The organism is Candidatus Pseudothioglobus sp. Uisw_086 (genome assembly GCF_048085745.1).
In the GTDB taxonomy this organism is placed as follows: Bacteria; Pseudomonadota; Gammaproteobacteria; order PS1; family Pseudothioglobaceae; genus Pseudothioglobus.
The window spans coordinates 521,512-545,257 of record NZ_CP159803.1 but is presented as its reverse complement, the minus strand read 5'-3'; the positions used below and the strand labels follow the sequence as shown (position 1 = coordinate 545,257).

Genomic DNA, 23,746 nt, shown 5'->3' with positions numbered 1-23,746 from the left:
AATTTTTAGTTAGTTATTAATTTTGTTTAAGTATTTTTATCAATTAAGGGTTTCTGGAGTTTTAAAAATATTCACATCCACAATTTCCTCTCTCTTTGCTTTTTTCACTTGTACTAAAGTTGTATGGCAAGTTGGTCCTTGACTTAAAGACGAAGTTCCAACATCTTTTGTGAGAACATTAGGGTTACCATGTCTCTCTAAATTTAAAGCATAGTCTGGATCAAACCAGGCGCCAGTTGACAGTACAACAACTCCAGGCATAACACTATCAGAAATATTTGCGCCAGCCAATACCCTTCCTCTTTTATTAAATAACATCACAATATCACCATCCTGAATATCTCTTTCTAGAGCATCTGATGGATTAATCATCACTGGCTCCTTGCCTTTTATTTTACTGTTCTGACTATTGGCAGCGTTATCAAGCTGACTGTGGAGTCTATGCGTTGGCTGATTTGAAATTAAATGCAATGGATATTCATCTATGTTTCCTAACCACTCATATGGCTCAAACCAGTAAGGGTGGGAGAAGCAATCACTTAATTGAAAGTTAGATATAGTTTCAGAAGATATTTCTATTTTTCCTGAAGGGGTATTTAAGGGAAAATTAATTGGATCTTTTCTAAAATCATTAAACATAATTTTTTCAATCTTTGGGGCTGGAAGTTCAAAATACCCTTTTTCCCAGAATTCTTCAAAACTTGGAAAACTTATATTTTTTTGATGTGCTTTTGAGCTGTTATTCCATATAAATTTTATCCAATCCAATTCACTCTTATCTTCAGTAAATGATTCTAGAAAGCCCAGTTTTTTTGATAACCCTGAAAATATTTCAAAATCAGTTTTTGAATTTTTATAGCTTTTCATAGCTTTTTTATTCGCTACAACTGTTGGATCTCTTGGATTCAGCATTAAATCATTTCTCTCTAAAGCGGTGTTAGCTGGAAAAATAATGTCAGCGTGACGAGCCTGAGAATTCCACCAAATTTCATTAACAATAATTGTATTGGGTTTTTGCCAAGCTTTAGTCAGTCGATTTAAGTCTTGATGATGATGAAAGGGATTTCCTCCCGCCCAATAAATTAATTTTATATCTGGGTATGTTAATTTCTTTCCATCATAATCAAACTCCCCTCCTGGGTTTTCCAGCATATCGGTTACTCTTGCAACTGGAATAAAATCTTTAATCTTATTTTTACCTTGAGGTAGGCTTTGCCAAGGGATTTTATCAAATGAATCACCTGTACTATTTACACTAGAGTATCCAAATCCAAAGCCACCACTGGCAGTTCCAATTTGCCCTAGCATTGCCGCAAGAGTAATTCCCATCCACAAAGGCTGCTCCCCTCTCGATGCTCTTTGTAGGCTCCAAGATAAAGAAATCATGGTTTTTTTTGTTATTATTTTATTTGCTAGCTCGTAGATTGTTTTGACAGGAATATTTGTAATTTTTGATGCCCATTCAGGGCTACATTCTTGATTATTTTTTTTGCCTTGTACGTAGTCAGAAAAACTATCGAATCCCACAGTATATTTCTCTATGAAACCCTTATCATAAGATTGATTTTTAATCAAAATATGAGCTAGAGCCAACATTAAAGCAGTATCAGTATTTGGCCGAATAGGAACTTGCTGTGCTTTTAAAAATTTAGGCGCGTCATCTATAAGAGGGCTAATGTTAATAAATTCGACCCCTTTATCAAAGCACTTTTTTATGCCTAACTTGGTAACGTGCTTTCCTACGCCTCCAGCTGAAACTTTAGAGTTTTTTAATGGCATTCCGCCAAACATCAATATTAACTCACACTCCTCTGATAGAGCATTCCAGGTCGTATGCTCCTCTAGTGTTGTATATAAGTCTAAACCAATTATGTGAGGAAGGAGGGTTTGCGCTGCGGCGTATGAGTAACTTTGAAATGATGAGCTAAAGCCTCCAAATAAATTAAAGAAACGATTAACTTGGCTTTTAGCATGGTGAAATCTTCCAGCACTTGCCCATCCATACGACCCGGCATAAATTGCTGAATTACCATAGACATTTTTAGTTTTTAATAGCTCTTTAGATGCAAGCTCAAATGCCTCATCCCAGCTGACGGGTATAAACTCATCTTGGCCTCTTTTGCCATCACTTTTACCTATATTATTTAGCCATCCTTTTCTTACATGAGGCTGAGTGATTCTTAAATTATCGATAGCAGCATCAGCCAGACCTAAACCAAATTCTGTTGGAGAAGAATCTAACCCCCAATTATCTAATTGTATTTTTTTATTCTTATCTACTGAAAAATTATAAGTTCCCCAGTGCGAACTTACGAAATTCATCGAGTCACCTTTATTGGCTTAAATTTCTTTTCTAATTTCATTGCAATCATTGCCGAGGGAATAGATACGATTAAAAAGAACACTCCAACTAGGGTCATAGGCTCAAGATAAGTATAATAACTATTGCTATATTGATCCGCTGCTCTAAATAATTCAACTACTGTAATAAATGCCAACAATGGCGTCTCCTTAAACATTGTGATCAAATAGTTTGCAAGTGGCGGAATCATTGGGGGGATAGCTTGAGGCAAAATAACATGCTTCCAAGCTTGATATGGATTATAGTTTAGAGACTTTGCAGCTTCCCACTGCCCTTTAGAAACATTATCAATGCCTGCCCTAAAAACTTCAGACGTATACGTACTAAAGTGAATTCCCAATACAATTACCCCACATGTAAAGGCTTCTAGGAAAATTCCAAAATCAGGAAGAACATAAAATACAACATATAACTGCACAAGGATTGGTGTTCTTCTAACAAACTCTGTCATCCAATACAAGGAAACGCGTACAAACTTGCTTTTAGACATCTTGAAAATAGCTATTGCTAATCCTAAAACATAAGCAATTAAGGATGCAACAATGGTAGCTTCAATTGTAATGACTAAGCCTTTAAGAAGCTGAGGTAAGACTGCATATGCATGATCCCAATTCCATTCCATGACTACTTGTCTCCTGCAGTCATAATATTTCTACCTTTAGAAAACTTCTTAGCAATCATATCTACTATCTGAACTAAGACTGTAGCAATAATAAAATAAATAATGAGAATTAATAGGAATGGCTCTAATGTTAAAGCAGTCTGAACCCTAATTATTTGGGCCATGAAAGTAAGATCTGAAATAGTAATAAGAGAGCATACTGCTGTTAATTTCATCAGCTCAATAAGTAGATTCCCAAATGTAGGAATCATAATTGGAATTGCTTGAGGAATAATAACGTATCTATATTTCTCGTAACTTGAATAGTTTAAAGCTTTTGATGCCTCATGTTGCTCCTTGCTAACAGCAAGTATAGCTCCTCTTACAGCTTCTGACCCATAAGCACCAACATTCAGGCCACAAGCAATAACACCGGCAGTTATGGCATCAAAATAAATGCCCCACATTGGCAAAACAAAATAAATAAAAAACATTTGAACAAGAGCTGAACTGCCACGAAAAAATTCTAAATAAATAATTGCTGCAACTCTTACTGAGGCAAATGAAGATATTCGTGCAATTCCAACAATAAATGAAACAATGAGTGCTAAGATTGCACCCATTACAGTCAACTGTATCGTTGTGATAGTTCCTTTAATAAGTAGTGGGTAAAACTCTAAAACTTCATTCATAAAAAACTCTAAAAAAAACTGCCCTGTAAAAAACGACAGGGCAGATTAGGTTACTAAATAAACTCTAAAAACAAACACTGCCACTAATATTTACAGGGCAGAATAAGGTTAAAGAATAAATTTACATTCCATCAGGACATTGAGTCAAATAAGACTTCGAAGCAGTTGCAGCTGCAGAGAAACCATAAGGCGCAATAATTGCCTCAAACTCTCCAGTAGCCTTTAACATAGCTAAAGCCATATTGTATTCAGACCTGAACTCTAAATCATCCTTGTTAAATGCTGCACCAGCACAACCCATTGGAACACCTGTAACAGGCATTATTAACTCAAGGTTTGGATCATTAGTTTTATTAAGTAGATCTGCTGTACCTAAACCTGATAGAGCAAAAACGTCAACTCTACCTTGTTGTAGCATCTTAATACCACTTGGAGGCGCATCAAAATAAACAATCTGATCAGCACTTACACCGCGCTCTAAAGCATATTTTTCTTCAGCACAACCAGCACATGTAGTCATTTTTAAAGCTGGGTTAGCAGCAATGTCTTCATAAGTTAATAGGTTGTTTGGGTTTCCAGCTGGAACAGCAAAAGCTTCAGCACCACATAAATCAGGCTCAGAATAAATGATAGACTCACATCTACCAGGCTTAATGTAAAGACCAGAAGTTGCCATATCTACTCTTCTTGCTTGTAGAGCAGGAATCATAGCGCCATACATAATAACCTCAGCTTTTAACTCTGGGACACCTAGAACGGCAAGAACAGCACGCGCAACATCTGGTGCAGCACCAGTAACGTAGCCATCAGATTTAATATCACTGTAAGGTGGTTCATTTGCAACAGCAACTGTTGCATATCCTTGTTTCTTAAGTCTTTTTAATGTATCAGATTCAGCAGAAGATGTTTGTGCTAAACCTAAAACAAGAAAAAAACATGTAAAAATCGAAATGATTTTTTTCATAAAGTTCTCCTTTTTTATTTATGAAGAGAAAGTTTAACACTATCATTAAGATTAGAAAGATTTAGATTTGCTAAAATTTGCATAATTTACGCATTATTTTGATTTTTTTAAATAAATTATGTGATAACATCGTATTATGAATAAATTAGATAGTTTTGATTACAAAATTCTAAAAATTGTCCAAGAAAATAATAAGATTACTTCTCAGCAGTTAGCGAAAGAAGTGGGATTATCATCTTCGGCTTGTCAAAGAAGATTAAATTCAATGCGTAAAACTGGCATTATAGAAAGAGATATATCAGTTTTAGATCGTAATCAACTGGATAGAAAAATTACCATTATAGTACAGATACTGAGTGATATAGAAGGCACAGCGCCTGATATTCAATTTAAAAAAACAATGTTTGATGCCCCAGAAGTTATGCAGTGTTACTACGTTACTGGTGATTATGATTATGTTTTAATGGCGACCTTTAAAGAAATGGGAGATTATGAAGATTTTACAAAAAAATATTTTTTAGAAAATCCAAATATCAAACGCTTTAGTTCAATGGTGGTTATGAATAAAGTTAAAGAAAATTTATCTATTCCAATTGACTAGCTTTGTTTTCAGTTAAATATAAATGAGCTATTAGCTCATAAAGGACAGTTTACATCTTAAGTCGTTTATCTTGCTTTAATTGCCTCCTCTCAATTGTAATTGAAGCAATTGCTACCATGATTACCCCTACTCCTTGAGTAATAGTAATTGCATCTGAATACGCCATAAAACCGAAAACTAACACCAATAGAGGCTCTGTATAGCCAATATTAGCAGTTCTTATAGGGCCATATTTACGAACGGACATGTGATAAAACATCATTCCTGTGGCAAAAAAAGTTCCCGAAATGAGAGACAGAATTATTCCTTCATTTTGCGGCCAATAAAAACCAGTCTCATTTATAAATAAGTATAAAAAGGTAAGCGCTGGAATGAGAGTAGTATATTTAACAATTTCCCAGTTTTGTAAACCACTCACTTTTGGCGTTGTAATTAAAATTAAAGAGTAGGTCATTGCTGAAAATAAGGCTAAAACTATCCCAATTACCATTGTGTAAAAGCCTTCTGAGCTATGAGAGATCGCAGCAATTCCTAGAGTTGCAAGTATGAACATTAGTATTGTTATTAAATCGAGTGATCTTCGCTTTGTCAGTGATACTATTAAATAGGTAATTAAGGGGTAAGTGAAAAGCACCACACTAGCAAGCCCTACCGACATATATTTTACTGCCTCAACATAAAGCCAGGACTGAACACCAAATAAAATAGAAAGAATAAGAATCCAAATGCCCAGTTTTTGATGTTTAATTTCACTAAATGAGAAAAGACTTTTGGTAACAAGCAGTGAAGTACCGAAAGTTGTGCCAAAACGAACAAATAAAAATAAAAAAGCGCTAATCTCAAAAGTATAAATTAATGGCACCATGGTTACATTAAGTGCATAAAAAAAAGAGGATAGAAGTGCAAATCGAATTACAAACATTTTGAATCCAAAACAACAAAAATTTATAAATTTAATTTTATAAGATAAATTTATAGCTAATTTAGTTCATTTCAATTCAAAACTGGTATTTTTTTTCCAATTTTTAAACACTTTAGGATATCATTGCCGCTTCATTTTATTTTAAGGAGAGGAAATGGATTTTGATCAAAATTTAATAGCACCTGCACTTGGTGTTTTGGGCTTACTTATTGTTGTATTTATATATCAATGGATAAGTAAACAAGATGGCGGAAGTGGTGACGTTAAAAAAATTGGTGAACAAATTCATATTGGCGCGATTGTTTTCATGAAGCGTGAATATCAAATGCTAAGCATGTTTGCTTTAGCCCTATTAGTATTACTTTATATATTCCTTGGCCCTTTAAGTGCCTTATGTTTCTTTGTCGGAGCTGTTACTTCTGCCACCGCTGGTTATATAGGTATGAACACAGCAACTATTGCTAATGTAAGAACAGCTCAAGCGGCTCATGATAGTGGAAGCTCTGCTGCCCTAACTGTTGCATTCTTTGGTGGCTCAGTAATGGGTTTATCGGTTGCGGCTCTTGGTTTATTAGGATTAGGCGGACTTTACTACTTCTTTGGTGCAGAGCATTCAGAAGCTCTCCATGGTTTTGCTATGGGTGCGTCAGTTGTTGCACTATTCTCTCGTGTTGGCGGCGGTATCTTTACCAAGAGTGCTGATGTTGGAGCTGACTTAGTTGGTAAATTAGAAGCAGGAATCCCAGAAGACGATCCTCGCAACCCTGCAGTTATTGCGGATAATGTTGGTGATAATGTAGGTGATATAGCTGGTATGGGCTCAGATATCTTTGAGTCATATTGTGGCTCAATGATTGCAACAATAGCAATTGCCTCTACTCTTGCTATTGATGGCCTTACTTCACTTGGTGGAAACCGAGCTGAGTTAATGTCTCTTCCTTTAGCGCTTGCATCACTTGGCTTAGTGTGCTCAATTCTTGGAATTTTATTTGTTAAATTATCTTCAAATAAATCACCTGAATCTGCTTTGAGAATGGGAACAATTGGCTCTGCTTTATTATTTATCGTTACATCTTACTTCCTAATCGATTTTTTAGATGTCTCAAATTCTATTTGGGTAGCTGTCCTAATGGGAAGCTTTGGCGGAATCATTATTGGTCTTGTTACTGAATACTATACTGCTGGAAAGCCAATTAGAGATATTGCGGAATCTGGAAAAACTGGTGCTGCAACAGTAATGATTAAAGGCTTAGCAATAGGAATGCAATCTGTTGTAATTCCAGTATTGATGATTTGCTTAATTATTTATGTCTCTAATCTTTTTGTTGGCTTGTATGGTGTTGGTATTGCTGCAATAGGAATGCTTGCAACGGTCGGTATGACTATGGCAATTGATGCTTATGGACCAATTGCAGATAATGCAGGCGGCATTGCAGAAATGGCTGGACTTGGAGAGGATACTCGTAAGATTACAGACTCTCTTGATGAGCTTGGCAATACAACTGCAGCTATTGGTAAGGGATTTGCGATCGGCGCTGCTGCTCTTGCTGCTCTTGCGATTATTACTGCCTATACTGAGACGGTTAGTGCTAATTACGCCGCAATGGGTATGAACTTTATACTCGAGTTAAATAGTGCAGACGTTTTAATTGGCTTATTTATTGGTGGCACGATTCCATTCTTAATAGCCTCTCTTACGATGACTGCTGTTGGAGATGCTGCTTTTGAAATGATTGAAGAAGTAAGAAGACAGTTTAAAGAGATAAAAGGACTTCTAGAAGGTAAAGCAGAGCCAGATACTGCTAAATGCGTTGATATTGCTACAACTGCAGCACTTAAGAAAATGATTCTTCCAGGAGTCATTGCAGTAGCAGCCCCCGTTATTGTAGGATTCCTTATTGGTCCTGAGGCACTTGGTGGAATGCTTGGTGGTGCTCTTCTTGGCTGTGTTCTAATGGCTTTAATGATGGCTAATGCAGGCGGTGCTTGGGATAACGCTAAGAAGTATGTTGAAAAAGGAAATTTAGGCGGCAAAGGTACTGATACTCATGCAGCTACTGTTGTAGGGGATACTGTTGGTGACCCGTTTAAGGATACCTCTGGTCCAGCCATGAACATTCTTATCAATGTAATGGCGATTGTAAGTTTAGTAATTGCGCCGTTATTGTAAAAAGTTACTCTATCGGCCCTGCCATCCTGGTGGGGCTGATAAACTTATTAATGCCTCCAAAAAGCCCTATGGAAAATGGCAATAATGGTCAAAACCTCAAGCCTTCCAATAAGCATTGAAAAACTCAAAATCCACTTAGCTGTTTCGCCCAGAGATCCATAGTTTTGTGCTACTTCTCCAAGGCCTGGGCCAAGGTTATTCATCGTTGCTGCTGTTGCAGAATAGGCAGTTACCTGATCTAAACCTGCAAACATTAACAACATCATAATAAAAATAAAAGAAATAGCGTATAGTGAAAAGAAACCAAGAACTGAAACTAAGGCTTTTTCATTAATACTTGCCTTATTTAACTTAATACTAACCTGAGCATTAGGGCGTATAAACTTATGTATTTCTTTCATTCCTAATCTAAACATGACTAGTACCCGAACCACTTTAATTCCGCCTCCAGTTGACCCAACACATGCGCCAATAAAACTAACCATTATTAGGAAAACGGGAATTGCTGCAGGCCAGTTACTGTAATTTTGTGAGGTAAAGCCGGTTGTGGTAGCTATTGAGATAGTTTGAAATAAGCTGTGTCTTATTGTTTCTGAAGTTGAGCCATACTCACCATTTAGAGAAAGAGCAATTATTACAATAGCAGATGCAGAAAATAAAACCATTGCATAGGTTTTAAATTCAGAATCTTTAATGTAATCAACTAGTGAGCGGTTATTCCACGCCACAAAGTGTAATGAAAAGTTAACACCCGCTAAAAACATAAAAAACATAGCAATCATTTCTATTGGTATCGAGTTGAAATAACCAATAGAGCCGTCATGAGTTGAAAAACCCCCAATTGCAACCGTAGAAAAACTGTGACTAATCGCATCAAAAATAGACATTCCTGAAAAGAAATAAGCAAGTGCGCATAAAACAGTCAACGAAAGGTAAATTTTCCAAAGAGCTATCGCAGTATTTCGCAACTTTGGCGTAAGCCTATCTTTCGCAATACCACTTGACTCTGCATGATAAAGCTCCATTCCTCCAACGCCCAATAGAGGCAAGACTGCAACAGCAAGAACAATAATTCCCATACCTCCAAGCCACTGAAGTTGTTGCCTATAAAAAAGAATACTTTTGGGTAAATCATCAAGTTGACTTAAAACAGTCGCGCCCGTTGTTGTTAAGCCAGACATTGACTCAAAAAATGCATTAGAAAATGTAAGATTACTAATCGATTCAGTTATTAGAAAAGGCAGTGTTCCAAAAAGAGATAAAACAATCCAAAAACTGACTACTATTAAAACGCCTTCTCTAAGTCGAAAGCTTTTCTTAATTGCTCTAAATGGCCACCATAATACAAGGCCTCCAAACACTGTCAGGATAAATGAAAATACAAAAGTTAGGTACTCGCCTTCTGAGTATATCAAGTCTACTAATATTGGAGGTACCTGCGCAAAACTGAAAACCATTAAAAGAAGGCCTAAAGTTTTTGCAACAATACTTAACTGCATTTAGCCCATACCTTTTTAGTATTTGATTGGAAGTAACTACTAATCATTCTCAAGGAATAAAGTCTCAACTTCATGAATTTTACCAACATCCATTAATACCATTAAAACGTGGTCTCCCTCTTCTATAACTAGTTTTTTTGAGCCCATTAATAATTCATCATTTCTTACAATAGCTCCAACCACTACATCTTCAGGTAAAGGCAAATCTTTAATTTGAACTCCAACTACCTCAGATGTTTTTTCATTGCCATGAACCACTATCTCTATTGCCTCAGCTTTTCCATGCTGCAAGGAATGAACCTTCATACAGTCACCCTTCCTAAGATGAGATAAGATTCCACTTACTGTAATTTGGTCAGGAGAAACAATAATATCTACATCTCCACTTTGCTCAGCGAGAGCTGCATAAACATCACGCTTGACTAGTGCAATAGTTTTATGAGCACCTAAACGCTTAGCTAAAATTGATACAATAACATTTACTTCATCTGAGTCAGTTAAAGCTAAAAATAGATCTGTATTTTCAATGCCTTCCTCCTTTAGCAGGTCTTCATCAGAAGCGTTACCTTGAAGCACCAAGGTATTATTAAGCTTCTCACTTAAATACTTAGCTCTATCTTCACTTAGCTCAATAATCCTTATATTGTGAGTCTCCTCAAGAAGTCTAGCAACATTAATACCAATACTTCCTCCTCCAGCAATGAAGATTTTTTGATAGGTATTTTCAGCACGTCTAAACTCTTTTAAAGCTCTAGAAATATGATCTTTTTTAGCTAGGAAGTAGACTTGGTCTCCCTCTCTTATAATGGTATCACTTTTAGCAGGGATGGCTTTTTCATTTCGGTAAAGACTTACTATGCGTATTTTTACATCAGGCATATGCTCATGGAGCTCTTTAATTGGTCTATTAACAATTGGCGTTCCAATGAAAGCGCGCGTTTCAACTAGTTGAACTAGTCCATTTTCAAAATCAAATACTTGAGAGGCCCCAGGCTGCTCTACAATACCCTGAATATATTCAGTAATTAAATTCTCAGGTGTAATTAAAAAGTCTATTGGTAAAGCATCATTAGAGAATATTTCCGGTCTGAGTAAATATTCAGTGGTCCTTATTCGAGCAATCTTTTTCTTTACGTTATATAAGGTATGCGCCATTCTGCAAGCAACCATATTTCGCTCATCAGAGCGCATTACAGCAATAACTACGTCCATGGATTTAATACCAGCTTTTTCTAAAACGCTAGGATATGCTCCATAGCCAATGACAGTTTTTATATCTAAATGCCTCTGTAATGGGGTCAACATTTCTTCTTTTTGATCAACAATTGTAATATCGTTATCGTCATCTGAACAAAGGTACTTTGCAAGAGTTGATCCAACTTGGCCAGCGCCTAGAATTAATATTTTCATTTCTTATCAATCCCTAAATCTTTAAGTTTTCTATATAGCGTTGTTCTTTCTAAGCCCGCAATCTCTGCAACAACTGCAATATTATTATCATTAACTGAAAGATGGTGAAGTAAATATTGACTTTCAAAAATATTTCTAGCTTCTTTAAGCTTAAGGGAATAATCAATACCACTAACTTGCTGAGTTGATTTTTCTGGCTCTTTACGAGTCATAATATTTCTCAATATTGGTAAAAAATCATGAAGGGGTTTTTTTAAAAAATCTACAGCACCAAGCTTCATCGCTCTAACTATATCACTTGGCTCAGCATGCCCTGACATCATTACTACAGGAGTTGATAAGCCCTCAGAGTGCCATTCTGATAAAAGTGAAATACCATCTTGACCAGGCATCCAAACATCCATTAGTATTAAATCAAAAGTGTTAGCGGCTACTATTATTTTTGCTTCACTAGCACTTCTAGCTAGCATGGTCGTATAACTTACATCTTCAAGAATATCTTTAATAATTTCAGTATTATCTCTCTCATCATCGATAATCAATATTTTGCCAAATGTAGAATCTTGTTTCATTTCATCTCCCTTAGAGCATCAATTATACTGAATTCAATTGTTATTCTAGCCCCATGCGGTTTTACATTGCTTGCAAATATCTGACCATCATGCTGCTCGATAATATTTTGCACTATGGCAAGCCCAAGCCCTCCACTTTTTTCCTTTGTTGTAATATAAGGCTCAAAAACTTTATCAATAATATCTTCAGGAAACCCTTCACCATCATCAATAATTGTTAATCGGACTATTCCTTCTGTTTTGCTAATGCTAGATTTAATTTTAATATTTAGTTTATTTTTTTCTTTCCTCGCTTCAGTTGCATTTTTAATTAAATTAATTAACACTCTAGAAATAGCATCTCGATCCAGTTGCAATTTAGGTAGATCTCCACTCAGGTCTAAGTCGACCCTTATGCCATCATGATTATCATATAGGGCGGCTGACTTATTTATTAGGGAATTTAGTGAAGATGGGGTTTTTTGAATTTCAGGTGTATTTGCATAATTTGCAAAAGCACTAACCATAGAGTCCATAGATGCAACCTGGTCCATAATAGTTTGAGTTGTTTTATTTATAATTGCAGAGTCCTTCTTATCTAGCTTTTCTAAAAATAAATTCCTAAGCCTCTGTGCAGAAAGTAATATTGGAGTAAGCGGATTCTTAATTTCATGTGCCATACGAACAGCAACCTCCCCCCATGCAGCTTTCTTTTGTGCTCTATTTAGCTTGGAAATATCAGTTATTATAATTACGTAACCAAGAGTTTTATTTTCCACCTCCAAGATTGCGCCTTGACAATAAATAAGGCGACTCCTATCATCAAGTGTTAACTCAATTTCTTTATCCCACTCTAATGAATCTTGATCAATCTCCTCTTGAATAAATGAAAAAAGTGGACTTAGATTCTCATAATTTTTAACAACAACATCATACGACTGCCCAATAAATTTCGTCTCATCTTCAATTTGAAGAATTTTGCCAATAACTGGATTAATAATTTGTATCTTCTTATCTTGGTTAAGGGCAATAACACCAAAAGAGTACTTTAGAATAGTTTCTAAATAAAGGTTATGTGTATCAAGACCCTCTCTAGATTGCCTGATTCTACTGCTCATTTCATTAAAATGTCCTATTAAATCTTGCATATCCTTATTTTTAGGATCTTGTTTAATTTCTACATCGTAGTTTCCAGAAGAAATTTCTCTAGTAGCAACTGATAAGTTATGCATTGGCCTCATTAACTGATCAATCATACGAAAAACAATAAGCAAAGCACTTAAGACCGATAATAGAATTGTTGAGGTAAAGTCGATCAGAAAACGAGTTTTAATAATAGAGGAATTAAGTGTTAACTCAGCATCTTTTGCAGCAGCACGAAAGCGAGTCATCCTTACAACGAGACTCTCAATATTGATATCTGAAGAATAGTGTGCAATTAAAGTAAACTCATCAGTTGAAGCTGTATAGCCATCCAATAAGCAGGTTGAATCATCTCTTTTACTCGTTGCAGCAAGATTCATTTGAGAGTCATATAGCTTTAACTCACAAGCCCAAAAGTCAGCAACTAAAAGGTCTAGCACTGACTGCATTTGCGCAACAGGTTTCCTAGGCGCATCAAAATAATTGACAAGCTTTCCTATATTGCGTGTTTTATCCTCATAATACTTAATAGCAACATTATTAGTATTCCTATAGAGTTCATCAACCTCACCGCCCACCTTTAAGTTAAATTCATCAAATTGCATTTCAGCAATTTGAAGGTTATCTCTTATTGATCCAAAAGAAAATAAATAGAACGATAGCACTGGAAGTAAAACTAATACTGGAACAATTTTTATAAAAGACCAGGTGAATCTTGATCCAATTACTCCTTGCTCCGTATTTAGTTTTAACTTTCTCATGGAAAGTACAATGTAATATATCGCAATTAAGCTCATTAAGACATTAAACCCAACCAAAACTAAATACCACTTCTCAATTAACTCAGGATTTAAACCGAGATAAAACATTCCAGAAAATGAAATCAAAAAGATGCCTATCCAAAACAAGGCGCGAGGAGCTTCTTTTATAGAAAAAGCTTGATTTAACAACATAAATTTTGTTGATAAAATATTAAAGTGTTTTCATTATCTCATAAATGAATTATTACTAGCATGAGTTGTTGATAAAATACAACAATACATTTGAGATAATTCTTTTGATAATAAGCGAGTCACAACTTAACAAATATCTGCAAAGTATCCAAGATCAATCTCTTCTTGCAATTGATACTGAGTTTAGAAGGATTGATTCATATTTCCCTGAACTTTGCCTAATTCAAATTGCAGCTGGAAGTGACTTAGAATGTATAGATGTTCTTGCAATAAAGAATCTTGAGCCTCTTTTTGAAAAACTATATGATAGTGAAACTATATGGGTTATTCACTCTGCTAGGCAAGACATTGAAGCCCTTTACCACCTATCTCAACGGATGCCACATGCAATTTTTGATACTCAAATTGCGGCTTCACTGTTAAATTATCCTCTTCAGGTGTCATACCAAGCATTAACAGAAACGCTACAAAGTGTTTATCTAGAAAAAAAATATACGCGGTTCGACTGGAAAACTAGGCCTCTTCCTGAGGATGTATTACAGTACGCTCTTGATGATGTGAAGTACCTGCTTCCTCATTACACGACTCTTAAAGCTGAGTTAATTAAAAGTGAAAAACTGGAGTGGCTATGGGAGGAGTCTGGCTTTTTATTGGATAAAAATCTTTATGAGCCTAATTTCAAGAAAATTATAAAAAAAACTAGTGGAATTTCAAAAATTAACTCTGATTCTCAAAAACAGGCAATAAACTTAGTAATGTGGCGAGAAGATACTGCAAAGAAAGAAAATAAACCTCGCAAATGGATAATGTCTGATGAGCGCCTAATAGATTACGCTACTGGTAGAAATAAGCTATCTTCAAGCTCTAAAAAGCTTTTTGAAAAATTCCTAAACACCAACCAGATTGAAACTAACTTTCATGCCCCTCTTGAAACTCAAAAACCGTTATCTGCTGATGAGAAGATAAAGAAAAATCAAGCACAGGAATATATTAAAAAAATTGCAATTGAATATGATATTGCTCCTGAACTTATTTGCTCTTCAAAAAATCTTGTTAAATTCATTAGAGGTAATAAAGGGGTCTCTATTAACAGTGGATGGAGATCAAAAATATCTAGACTAAAATCATATCTAGAATCTTAACTTACCATTTAATTACTTTAGCCTTATCAAAGACAATACTTTTAAAATAATTGCAGGGAATCTTAAAGGAAGGAAATTTAACTTTCCTGACGCTGAAGGTCTTCGCCCTACTCCTGGCAAAACAAGGGAAACCCTTTTTAATTGGCTCCAATTTGATATTGCCAATAAGACAATTATTGATCCTTTTGCTGGAAGTGGGGCTCTTAGCCTGGAGGCAATATCCAGAGGAGCCAAAAAAGTCTGCTTAATTGAAAAAAATAGAAAAGTCTTTAAAAACCTTGAGTTAAATTTTAAGCTCCTTAGTAACTCTCAATATCAACTGAATAATACTGATTCAGTTATCTTTCTTGATAAACAAAATAACAAGCCCTTCGATTTAGTTTTTTTAGACCCTCCATTCAACCAAAATTTAATACCAATAACTCTTGAACTGTTATCTCAAAAAAATTACTTACATAATGAAAGCCAGATTTATATTGAGTCTGAGTTCGAAATAACACCTGCGCTCCTAAAAAATCAAATTGAATATGACTGTATAATCAGAAAACAGAAAAAATCAGGTAATGTTCACTATTGTCTGATAAGCTTTGAGACAATATGAAAAAAATTGCAATATATCCTGGTTCTTTTGACCCAATTACTAATGGGCATGTTGATCTAATAAAGCGTGCATCAAAAATTTTTGATGAAGTAATTATTGCCATTACTCAAAATGCTAATAAATCTAGTTTTTTATCTATTGATCAAAGGGTTGGAGCAGTTGAGAGCTCAATAAAATCTCTAAGCAACACTAGAGTTTTAAGTTTTAATTCTCTTCTAGTTGACTTTGCAAGAGACCATGATGCTCAAATAATTATTAGAGGTCTTAGAGCTGTATCAGATTTTGAATATGAGTTTCAACTTAGCGGAATGAATAAGCGCCTCAATTCAGAAATTGAAACTTTATTTATGACTCCCTCCGAAGAGTTTGCTAATATTTCGTCTTCTTTGGTTCGCGAAATTCTATCTCTTGGGGGTGATATCAGTCCTTTTGTTCCAGCCCAAGTCAAAACAATACTCCTCGAGACGCTTCAAAAATAATTTCATTAATACCTTGAAATAATATTTTAAATCCCTAAATAGGGTTTATATAAAAATACAAGGAGTATATGGAATGTCAAAAATAATTGGAATTGATTTAGGAACAACAAACTCATGTGTCTCTGTGATGGATGGGGGTGTTGCTAAGATAATTGAAAACTCAGAAGGAAATCGTACAACACCTTCTATTATTGCTTACCCTAAAGATTCGGATGAGATCTTAGTAGGACAGCCTGCTAAAAGACAGGCAGTTACAAATCCCGAAAACACGCTATATGCTATCAAAAGGTTAATTGGGCGTCGCTTTGATGAAGAAGCCGTTCAAAAAGATATTGATCTTGTTCCTTATAAAATCATAAAAGCTAAAAATGGTGACGCCTGGGTTGAGGTTAAAGGTAAAAAAATGGCAGCTCCAGAAATATCTGCTCGTGTAATTCAAAAAATGAAACAAACGGCTGAAGATTATTTAGGATCAGAAGTTACTGAAGCAGTAATTACCGTCCCGGCCTACTTTAATGACTCTCAACGTCAAGCAACTAAGGATGCTGGAAAAATCGCAGGACTAACCGTTAAAAGAATTATAAACGAGCCTACAGCTGCTGCATTGGCATATGGCGTTGATAAATCTACAGGTGATAAAAAAGTTGCAGTTTATGATTTAGGTGGTGGAACATTTGATGTTTCTATCATTGAAATGGAGGATATTGATGGTGAAAAACACTTTGAAGTTCTTTCAACGAATGGTGACACATTTTTAGGTGGTGAAGATTTTGATCATAGAATAATTAACTATTTAGTAGAAGAATTTAAAAAAGAACAGGGTTTAGATTTGTCTAAAGACGCGATGGCGCTTCAAAGACTTAAAGAAGCTGCTGAGAAAGCAAAAATTGAACTATCTTCATCAGAACAAACTGAAGTAAGTTTGCCATACATCACTGCGGACGCCTCTGGTCCAAAACATCTTAATATCAAAATGACAAGGTCAAAGCTAGAATCTCTAGTTGCTGATTTATTAAAACGATCAATAGATCCCTGCAAATTAGCACTTAAAGATGCTGGACTATCAAGTGGTGACGTGGATGAAGTTATCCTTGTTGGTGGTCAAACTAGAATGCCTAAAGTTCAAGAAATGGTAAAAGATTTTTTTGGCAAAGAGCCCAAGAAAGATTTAAATCCTGATGAAGCTGTTGCTATGGGTGCAGCCATTCAAGCTGGTGTTTTAGGTGGAGATGTTAAAGACGTCTTACTGCTTGACGTAACGCCGCTATCACTAGGTATTGAAACGATGGGCGGCGTAATGACTAAGTTGATTGAGAAGAATACAACAATTCCAACTAACCAATCTCAAGTCTTTTCAACTGCTGCAGATAACCAATCGGCAGTAACAGTTCATGTTCTTCAGGGTGAAAGAGAGGTTGCTAGTGCAAATAAATCACTTGGTCAGTTTAACCTTGAAGGCATTCCAAATGCACCTAAAGGCCAGCCTCAGATTGAAGTTTCTCTTGATCTTGACTCTGATGGTATCTTGAATGTATCTGCTAAAGATAAAAATACTGGAAAAGAACAATCTATAACAATCAAATCTTCAAGTGGTCTTTCTGATGAAGAGGTTGAGAAAATGATTAAGGATGCTGAAGCGCATGCTGAAGAAGATCAAAAATTCCATGAACTTGTAACATCAAGGAATATGGCTGATTCTTTAGTACATTCTACAAAACAATCCCTAGAAGAACTAAAAGATGAAATTTCTGGCGATGAAAAAAGTGCAATCGAAACAGCGCTTAGTGAGCTTGAAGAAAGTATCAAAGGTGATGATAAAGAAGCAATTGATACTCAAGTTCAAAATTTAAGTGAAAAAGCGCAAGTTTTAGCTCAAAAAGCTCAAGAAAAAGCTACAGCTGAAGGTGGTGAAGCTGATAAATCTGAAGGGAATGATGATGTTGTAGATGCTGACTTTGAAGAGGTTAATGAAGAAAAGTAAGTAATATAATAAACGCAATAAAAATAAAACCTCCCTTGTCCTGTGCATGGGAGGTTTAATAATATAAGGGACACATGGCAGAAAGAGATTATTACGAAATTTTAGGCGTTGATAAAGGTGCAGACGAGGCCAAAATTAAAAAAGCCTACAAGCGTCTTGCAATGAAATATCATCCTGATAGAAATGCTGATGATAAAGCTGGTTCCGAGAAAAAATTTAAAGAAGTCCGTAAAGCATATGATGTAGTTTCAGACCCTCAAAAAAGATCAGCCTACGACCAATTCGGTCATGCAGGAGTTGAGCAAGGTGGTAATGGCTTTGGTGGTGGAAATCCATTTGGTGGATCTGGTGGTGGCTTTGGTGATATTTTTGGTGATATTTTTGGTGGAGGCAACTCAAAGCCAGATAACAGAGGCTCTGACCTTCGCTATGACCTAGAAATAGATTTAAAGCAAGCCGCAGAAAGTGATACTGTAAAAATTCGAGTTCCCAAAAATGATACCTGTGAGCCTTGCTCTGGAAGTGGCGCCAAACCTGGTACCTCTGTAAAAACTTGTGTAAATTGTCGCGGAACAGGGCAAACAACTATGCAGCAAGGTTTTTTTGCTGTCCAAAGGCCTTGTAATCAATGCAATGGTTCAGGTGAAAAAATTGAATCTCCTTGTGGTACATGTCGTGGTCAGGGTGTTGTAAGAAGCCAAAAAACTCTTTCAGTTAAAATTCCTGCCGGTGTAGATACTGGAAATCGAATTCGATTGAGCGGTGAAGGTGAAGCTGGATTACGTGGTGGACCTCATGGAGATCTTTATGTTCAAATTCAGATTAAAGAACATTCAATTTTTGAGCGTGATGGAAATGATTTATATTGCGAAGTCCCTATTGATTTTGCAACATCTGCCCTTGGTGGCTCAATAGAGGTTCCAACCTTGCAAGGCAAACTCAAAATTAAAGTCCCTGCAGGAACGCAATCCTCTAAATTATTTAGACTACGCGGTAAGGGTATGCCTGCTATGAGACATAATGGATCAGGCGATTTACTTTGCCAGGTGAAAATTGAAACTCCCATTAATCTAAACTCTAAACAGAAAAAATTATTAAAAGAGTTTTCAGACTCTTGTGAAGCAAAGCATCACCCAGAGTCAAATTCATTTTTTGGAAAAATGAAGTCATTCTTTGAGTAAACTTGAAACAATTTGTAACATAGTATTAATTACACAAGTATAAAATTACTTTTTTCTCCAACTTAAAAACCTTTTTTAAAGATGATTAAAAAAATTATTGCACGTGAAGTACTGGATTCAAGAGGTAACCCTACGGTTGAAGCTGATGTTATTTTAACTAATGGTATTCTTGGAAGGGCTATTGTTCCATCAGGAGCATCTACGGGACAAAGAGAGGCTTTAGAGCTTAGAGACGGTGATAAAAGCCGCTATCTGGGCAAAGGTGTTTTAAAAGCTGTTAATTTTATTAATACTGAGATTAGTGACTCCCTTAAAGGTATGGATGTATCTAATCAAAAAGCCATTGATCATAAAATGATTGATATGGATGGCACTGATACAAAATCTAGATTAGGTGCAAACTCAATATTAGCTGTTTCTTTAGCCTGCGCTCATGCAAATGCGCAAAATAAAAACCAATCATTATTTCGTTCATTTGACTTTTCAGAAACTTTTCAAATGCCTGTCCCAATGATGAATATTATTAACGGTGGTGAGCATGCCAATAATAGTGTTGATATTCAAGAGTTTATGATAATTCCTGCAGGTGCTCCTAGTTTTAAAGAAGCATTAAGATATGGCACTGAAGTATTTCATCATTTAAAAGCAGTACTTGAACAAAAAGCATTAAATACTGCAGTTGGTGATGAAGGTGGATTTGCTCCAGATCTAAAATCAAATGAAGAAGCGCTAGAAGTTATTATTGAAGCGATTAATAATGCCGGCTATACCCCTGGAAAAGATATATTTATTGGGATAGACGCAGCAAGCTCAGAATTCTATAAGAATGGAACTTATAATTTGGCCTCAGAAGGCTTAAAACTTACTAACTCTGAATTTACAGAGTACCTTGCATCATGGGTTGAGAAGTACCCAATTATTTCGATCGAAGATGGTATGGACGAGAATGATTGGGAGGGCTGGGAGATGCTTACTCAAAAATTATCAAATTCTGTTCAACTTGTTGGTGATGATTTATTTGTAACAAATAGTAAGATCCTTGCTAAAGGTATTAAAAATAATATAGCAAACTCTATTCTAATAAAAGTTAACCAGATTGGCACTCTGACTGAAACCTTTGATGCAATGAAAATGGCTCTAGATGCCGGCTATACATGTGTTATGTCTCATAGAAGCGGCGAAACAGAAGACACAACCATTGCAGACCTTTCAGTTGCAACAAATTGTGGTCAAATTAAAACAGGATCTTTGTCTAGATCTGACAGATTAGCTAAATATAACCGACTCCTTCGAATTGAAGAAGAGCTTGGTGATGAAGCTAAATATCCTGGTCTAGCTGCCTTTATAAACCAATCATAAATCTCTCAAACAAGTTGTTCAGAGACTTTTGACTAATTTAAGGTTAAAATAAACTTTGATTGATTATTTTGGGTGACTAATTGGAATCACTTTCCACTTTTTGGCTTAGTGTTTTACTGTTTGTACTAATTCTAGCTTCGGCTTTCTTTTCTGCATCTGAAACTTCGATGATGGCATTGAATCGCTATCGTCTAAAAACCTTGAGCTCAAAAAACAATCTTCAGGCACAAAGAGTAGAAAGGCTTCTAAAAAATATTGATTACTTAATTGGTGGAATTCTTCTAGGAAACAACTTTGTTAATATACTTGCTGCAAGTATAGCAACGCTTCTTGCTCTGAAGATTTGGGGTGAGGGATCAGTAATTATTGCCTCTTTAGCTTTAACATTAGTTATTTTAATTTTTGCTGAAAACACCCCAAAAACATTTGCAGCAAAAAACCCTGAAAAAATTGCTTTGCCTGCCTCCTGGCTTCTTGATCTTCTAATTAAAATTTTTAAGCCACTAATATATCTAATATCTTTGATATCAAAATCTATTCTAAATTTTCTTGGACTGAAGAACATTAGTAAAGATATTCTCAACTCTGAAGAACTCAGGATGGCTGTTGTTGATTCAAAATCAGTGTTATCTAAGAGTTACCAAAATATGCTTCTTAATATTATTGATCTTGAAAAAGTCAAAGTTGATGACATTATGATTCCTCATCACGAACTCGTAAGTGCAGATATTAATAATGAAGAAGAATTATTTGAACAATTGAAAAGAATCCAACATACTCGCTTACTAATTTTTGATGGCTCTGAAAATAATATTATAGGAACTATTCATATGAGGGATGTTGTTAATATATACGCCAGAGATGAAATCAATATGTCCAAAATTAAAGAGATAATAAGAGAGCCTTATTTTATTCCTGAAGGCACCCCTCTATCTCAACAACTTGAACACTTTAAAACTCAAAAACGAAGACTTGGTATTGTTGTTGATGAATATGGAGAGGTTCAAGGTATGGTTGTTTTAGATGATATTTTGGAAGAGATTGTTGGGCAATTTACCTCCTCCCAAGGTGAAAGTATAGATGAAATCAATATACAATCTGATGGAAGTTACCTTGTAGACCCTAGGATAAGTATTCGCGAGTTAAATGCAGAACTTAAAGTTAACCTTCCTTTTGACAATGCAAAAACACTTAATGGTCTTATCCTTGAGCAACTTCAAAGCTTCCCTCAACACAATGTTTCTTTTAAAGTGGATTCACTAATTATTGAAATCGTTCAGGTAAATAAGCAAGGTGTAAAACTTGTTAAAATCACCAAAGTTAATTAGGTATTATCATTACCAATAAATAACTATCTCCAAATCAAAAAGGAAAAATAATGTTTAAATTTTTTACTGAAAAAAAATGGTTTCTTTGGGCCTATCTTGGCTCTGCAATTATTCTCAGCTCATTATGGATAACAGTTCAAATTGATGTGATGATAAATGAATGGTTTGGTGAATTTTATGACATGATTCAAAAAGCACTTGGGGCTCCAAATGCAATTACGATGGATGAATATACCGGTGGATTATGGAGCTTTGCAAAACTTGCTGCAATAGCTATAGCTTTAGGCCTTGCAACCTCATTCCTTACAGCTCACTTCTTATTTAGATGGAGAGCATCAATGGTTGAGTTCTACCATAGTGTTTACGAAAAAGCACGAACTATTGAAGGAGCCTCTCAGCGTGTTCAAGAAGACACTGTTAGATTTTCTAGAATCATGGAAAGTCTTGGAACAGCTTTAATTGAATCTATCATGGTTTTGATAGAGTACTTTCCGTTATTAATGGGATTAGCAGTCGGTATTCCAATTATGTGGTTTGGTGACTGGGAATATGGCCTAGTAACTGGCGCCCTTATTTGGGCTGTAGGTGGAACGCTTCTAATGATTGGAGCTTCATGGATCTTAGGTCTTGTAGGTATAGAATATGACCTTCAAAAAAGAGAAGCTTCCTATCGAAAAATACTTGTTATTGCGGAGGATGATGGCACCGTTAGGCCAAAAGATATTGATGAACTTTTTGAAGGCGTTAGAAAGATTAATTATAAGAATTACTTGTATTACCTATACTTTAATATTGTAAGGCTTGCCTATCTTCAAGCAAATGTATTAGTTGCATATGTTATTTTAGCCCCTGCTATAGTTGCTGGAGTTATGACATTAGGAGTAATGCAGCAAATAATTAGGGCGTTTGGAAGAGTAGAAGGCTCTCTCCAATACCTTTTTAAAGCATGGCCTACTATTATTGAGCTCGCAAGTGTCTATAAGCGTTTAATGGAGTTTGAGGCGCAAATTGAGGCTATGGATAAGTTAGAAACTGTATAGTTAACCTGTAACTGATTGGCCCATTTTAAGGGCCTGTCCAACCTCAAGATTAAGCTCAGGGGAGCCCTCTGGCATCAACATGATAACTGTAGAGCCCATGTTAAAACGGCCCAATTCATCGCCTTTTAATAGCTTAATCTGATGATCTTTATAATCATAGTTTTTAACTGCTTTAGAATAAGGTGGGGTGATTAAACCCTCCCATGAAGTTTGCATCGATCCTACAAAAATTGCGCCAACTAATACAAAAACCATAACGCCAAAATCAGTTTCGAATAAACAAACTAAACGTTCATTTCGAGCAAAAACCCCATCAATATTATCTACGGTATTCTGGTTAACTGAAAAAAGGTCACCTGGTACATATTTCATCGAAATCAAAGCGCCATCACATGGCATATGAATACGATGATAATCTTTAGGTGATAAATATATTGTTGCAAAACTTCCATTTTGTATTTCTTTAAATGGCTTATCAGCAATTAACGCTGAAATGCTATATTTACGACCTTTGGCTTGGACAATTTGAGAATTATAAATTTTACCAGACTGAGAAACAACGCCATCAACAGGGGAGATAATATCCGATTCAGATATTGGTCTTAAACTTGGCTTAATTGCACGTGTAAAAAAATCATTAAAGGAAATAAAATCCTCGATGTTTTCGATTTCAGCTTCTAAGAGATTAACTTGGTATTGTTTAATAAACCAGCGAGTAAAATTATTTTTAACCCAAGAATTTTCTATTCTGGCAAATCGGAACATCA

Annotated in this window: 20 protein-coding genes; 10 read left to right on the top strand and 10 right to left on the bottom strand. The window is 35.6% G+C overall.

The window, feature by feature from the left end; genetic code table 11:
- Positions 1-39: 39 nt before the first annotated feature.
- The 4 genes from ABXT49_RS02700 to ehuB form a co-directional block, all read right to left on the bottom strand.
- The gene (locus tag ABXT49_RS02700) at positions 40-2,322 is read right to left on the bottom strand and encodes a molybdopterin-dependent oxidoreductase (RefSeq protein WP_416652969.1); all 2,283 of its coding nucleotides are present in this window, start codon (positions 2,320-2,322) and stop codon (positions 40-42) included.
- Positions 2,319-2,984 carry an ectoine/hydroxyectoine ABC transporter permease subunit EhuD gene (gene ehuD, locus ABXT49_RS02695; protein WP_271537778.1) on the bottom strand — a complete coding sequence of 222 codons (666 nt, stop codon included), beginning with the start codon at positions 2,982-2,984 and terminating at the stop codon, positions 2,319-2,321. Before ehuD ends, ABXT49_RS02700 begins: the two co-directional genes overlap by 4 nt.
- Positions 2,985-2,986: 2 nt before the next feature.
- Positions 2,987-3,655: an ectoine/hydroxyectoine ABC transporter permease subunit EhuC gene (gene ehuC, locus ABXT49_RS02690; RefSeq protein ID WP_416652967.1), complete on the bottom strand. Its 669-nt coding sequence runs from the start codon at positions 3,653-3,655 to the stop codon at positions 2,987-2,989.
- 121 nt (positions 3,656-3,776) lie between these two features.
- Positions 3,777-4,619 (bottom strand): ectoine/hydroxyectoine ABC transporter substrate-binding protein EhuB, encoded by an 843-nt coding sequence (gene ehuB, locus ABXT49_RS02685; RefSeq protein ID WP_271541642.1) that lies wholly within the window; start codon positions 4,617-4,619, stop codon positions 3,777-3,779.
- A 136-nt stretch (positions 4,620-4,755) separates the two neighbouring features.
- Here ehuB and ABXT49_RS02680 point away from each other — a divergent pair, with 136 nt between their 5' ends.
- Positions 4,756-5,220 (top strand): Lrp/AsnC family transcriptional regulator, encoded by a 465-nt coding sequence (locus tag ABXT49_RS02680; RefSeq protein ID WP_271556742.1) that lies wholly within the window; start codon positions 4,756-4,758, stop codon positions 5,218-5,220.
- Between the two features lie 49 nt (positions 5,221-5,269).
- Here the strand turns inward: ABXT49_RS02680 and ABXT49_RS02675 are convergent, their stop codons facing one another.
- Positions 5,270-6,142, bottom strand: coding sequence for a DMT family transporter (locus ABXT49_RS02675; RefSeq protein WP_416652965.1), 873 nt, complete (start codon positions 6,140-6,142; stop codon positions 5,270-5,272).
- Positions 6,143-6,296: 154 nt separating this feature from the next.
- On the opposite strand from ABXT49_RS02675, the gene ABXT49_RS02670 reads away from it, so the two are divergent.
- The gene (locus tag ABXT49_RS02670; protein ID WP_271537771.1) at positions 6,297-8,312 is read left to right on the top strand and encodes a sodium-translocating pyrophosphatase; all 2,016 of its coding nucleotides are present in this window, start codon (positions 6,297-6,299) and stop codon (positions 8,310-8,312) included.
- Positions 8,313-8,359: 47 nt separating this feature from the next.
- On the opposite strand, the gene ABXT49_RS02665 is transcribed toward ABXT49_RS02670, so the two are convergent.
- From ABXT49_RS02665 to ABXT49_RS02650, 4 genes are read right to left on the bottom strand one after another with little or no spacing between them, the layout of a single operon-like run.
- The gene (locus ABXT49_RS02665) at positions 8,360-9,811 is read right to left on the bottom strand and encodes a TrkH family potassium uptake protein (protein WP_416652963.1); all 1,452 of its coding nucleotides are present in this window, start codon (positions 9,809-9,811) and stop codon (positions 8,360-8,362) included.
- A 39-nt stretch (positions 9,812-9,850) separates the two neighbouring features.
- Positions 9,851-11,221 carry a Trk system potassium transporter TrkA gene (gene trkA, locus ABXT49_RS02660; RefSeq protein ID WP_416652960.1) on the bottom strand — a complete coding sequence of 457 codons (1,371 nt, stop codon included), beginning with the start codon at positions 11,219-11,221 and terminating at the stop codon, positions 9,851-9,853.
- A complete protein-coding gene (locus tag ABXT49_RS02655; protein ID WP_416652958.1) occupies positions 11,218-11,793 on the bottom strand; it encodes a response regulator in 576 nt (191 codons plus the stop codon). Before ABXT49_RS02655 ends, trkA begins: the two co-directional genes overlap by 4 nt.
- The gene (locus ABXT49_RS02650) at positions 11,790-13,868 is read right to left on the bottom strand and encodes a sensor histidine kinase (protein WP_416652956.1); all 2,079 of its coding nucleotides are present in this window, start codon (positions 13,866-13,868) and stop codon (positions 11,790-11,792) included. Before ABXT49_RS02650 ends, ABXT49_RS02655 begins: the two co-directional genes overlap by 4 nt.
- Before the next feature lie 104 nt (positions 13,869-13,972).
- Between ABXT49_RS02650 and ABXT49_RS02645 the strand changes: the two genes are divergently transcribed.
- The 8 genes from ABXT49_RS02645 (at position 13,973) to ABXT49_RS02610 (ending at position 22,979) form a co-directional block, all read left to right on the top strand.
- The gene (locus ABXT49_RS02645) at positions 13,973-15,010 is read left to right on the top strand and encodes a ribonuclease D (protein ID WP_416652954.1); all 1,038 of its coding nucleotides are present in this window, start codon (positions 13,973-13,975) and stop codon (positions 15,008-15,010) included.
- A gap of 25 nt (positions 15,011-15,035) precedes the next feature.
- Positions 15,036-15,611, top strand: a complete 576-nt coding sequence (gene rsmD, locus ABXT49_RS02640) for a 16S rRNA (guanine(966)-N(2))-methyltransferase RsmD (protein WP_416653516.1) — start codon at positions 15,036-15,038, stop codon at positions 15,609-15,611.
- A complete protein-coding gene (coaD, locus tag ABXT49_RS02635; protein WP_416652951.1) occupies positions 15,608-16,090 on the top strand; it encodes a pantetheine-phosphate adenylyltransferase in 483 nt (160 codons plus the stop codon). Before rsmD ends, coaD begins: the two co-directional genes overlap by 4 nt.
- Before the next feature lie 73 nt (positions 16,091-16,163).
- A complete protein-coding gene (gene dnaK / locus ABXT49_RS02630) occupies positions 16,164-18,071 on the top strand; it encodes a molecular chaperone DnaK (RefSeq protein ID WP_416652948.1) in 1,908 nt (635 codons plus the stop codon).
- A 74-nt stretch (positions 18,072-18,145) separates the two neighbouring features.
- Positions 18,146-19,252 (top strand): molecular chaperone DnaJ, encoded by a 1,107-nt coding sequence (gene dnaJ, locus ABXT49_RS02625; RefSeq protein ID WP_416652945.1) that lies wholly within the window; start codon positions 18,146-18,148, stop codon positions 19,250-19,252.
- An 81-nt stretch (positions 19,253-19,333) separates the two neighbouring features.
- A complete protein-coding gene (eno, locus tag ABXT49_RS02620; protein WP_416652942.1) occupies positions 19,334-20,611 on the top strand; it encodes a phosphopyruvate hydratase in 1,278 nt (425 codons plus the stop codon).
- Between the two features lie 80 nt (positions 20,612-20,691).
- Positions 20,692-21,939 carry an HlyC/CorC family transporter gene (locus ABXT49_RS02615; RefSeq protein WP_416652939.1) on the top strand — a complete coding sequence of 416 codons (1,248 nt, stop codon included), beginning with the start codon at positions 20,692-20,694 and terminating at the stop codon, positions 21,937-21,939.
- A gap of 50 nt (positions 21,940-21,989) precedes the next feature.
- A complete protein-coding gene (locus tag ABXT49_RS02610; protein WP_416652937.1) occupies positions 21,990-22,979 on the top strand; it encodes a putative transporter in 990 nt (329 codons plus the stop codon).
- On the opposite strand, the gene asd is transcribed toward ABXT49_RS02610, so the two are convergent.
- Positions 22,980-23,744, bottom strand: coding sequence for an archaetidylserine decarboxylase (gene asd / locus ABXT49_RS02605; protein ID WP_416653515.1), 765 nt, complete (start codon positions 23,742-23,744; stop codon positions 22,980-22,982).
- Positions 23,745-23,746: the final 2 nt, after the last annotated feature.